This is a genomic window from Desulfovibrio cuneatus DSM 11391 (genome assembly GCF_000430005.1).
Taxonomy (GTDB): Bacteria; Desulfobacterota; Desulfovibrionia; order Desulfovibrionales; family Desulfovibrionaceae; genus Frigididesulfovibrio; species Frigididesulfovibrio cuneatus.
In genome coordinates this window covers 1-1,651 of record NZ_AUCY01000072.1, presented here as the reverse complement: position 1 = coordinate 1,651, position 1,651 = coordinate 1, and the positions used below count along the sequence as shown (strand labels likewise).

At 50.6% G+C, this 1,651-nt stretch carries 1 protein-coding gene; it reads left to right on the top strand.

What is annotated here, in order from left to right:
* The coding region (locus G497_RS18140) for an Ig-like domain-containing protein (RefSeq protein ID WP_156908110.1) at nucleotides 1–1,651 on the top strand (1,651 nt) is incomplete at both ends.

Sequence of the window (1,651 nt, the reverse complement as noted above, 5' to 3'; positions counted from 1 at the left end):
TTTACTAAGGTGAGTGAAAACATACAACTGAATGGCTTTACTGAGCCGTTTGCCTGCTACAAAGGCATGGTGAATGGGCAGGAAACCTTCATTTATCTGGAAACAGGGCCAAATGCCCCGGTTATTCAGGAAGCTCCGGACGACCGCTTTGTTATGTACACAGGCAGCACCACCACCAACATCAACGGCAAGGTTATTACCGGCGATGTGAAGCACAACGACGCTGATTTTGTCAGAATGGTAAGCGCGGGCAGCGTGGCTACCCTGTACGGCACAGCCACCTTTAATGCCGATGGCACCCTTACCTACGTGCTGGCCGCCAACGCCGCTACCCTTATGGGGGCAGGCACTACAACGGTAAAAGATTACATTACCTATGAATATGAAGACAGCCTTGGCGTAACCCACCAGAAAACCGTGGAAGTGGTGGTGGTGAGGGATGCCGCAGGCAAGTGGGATTCCCCGGACGATGTGGACGGCGAAACACACCAGACGTATGTGGATATTAACTCCGGTAGCAATGCTTCCGTTACCCAGGGGGCAGGCACAGGCAATGACACCATGAGGAGTGATTTCTGTCTGCAAAATGCCAATGTGGAATTTGGTGACGGCGATGATGTCTTGCAAATGAATCAGTACGGCATACAGTTATATAGTAGTCATATAGACATGGGTGAAGGTAATAACTTGTTAGAGCTTAAGAATAGTAGCATTGGAATGTACTATAGCACTTTGCTCTCGGGGGTCGGGAATGACACCGTCAAAATTAGCATGGATGCTTTAAATGGATATACTTTATTATCCAGTATTATAGATACAGGTTCCGGAGATGACAGTGTATATTTGTTTAATAAATCTGGATCGGTTGTATACGCCAATTTGCCCAATGATGTTGCAGGTATTTATTTGGGAGCAGGTAATGATTTTCTTCATGTTGAAACTGAATGTGATACTCGCGCAGCAATGGTATCAGCCCAGACAGATCTTACTGTGGATGCCGGGGAAGGAGATGATTTTATCACTATTAATAGTCCCTACCAAGCAATATACAACAGTTATTCTGTGAAAAAAATATCGCTGTTGGCGGGTGAAGGGAACGATACTGTGAACATTACAGGCCGTGTATTTGGCAACGGTGCTGTAAACAAGGCAAACACACTTGTAGACCTTGGGGCCGGCAATGACCAACTGACCCTTACTACAAGCGCCGGGAATGCAGCCGTGACCAACGCCACGGTGCTGGGTGGTGCAGGAAACGATTCCATGCGCATCAGCACAGGTGCAGTTATGACGGACGCTGCCATTGACGGCGGTGAAGGCACCGACATTTTGCGCCTGGAAAGCTCTGTGCTGAATCTGGCAGCCGTGGGCACAGGTACGACCCTGAAAGGCGGCACTGACGCCGCAGGCGACCTTATTGACCGCCCGGCGGGCGATGGCACCACCCACCAGATTGGCGACATGCTGAGCCTGGACCGCAACCTTTCGGTAGATTCCAACGGCACGGCAACGGGTTCAACTGGCACCGGCACCTTCGCCTTTGGGGGCATTACCAGCGCCAACACCACCGGGTTTGAAGCCCTGCACCTGGACTACACAGGCGGCACGGGTAAGGACTTGGTAGATATTGAGAGTGTGCTGCGGGACTTTG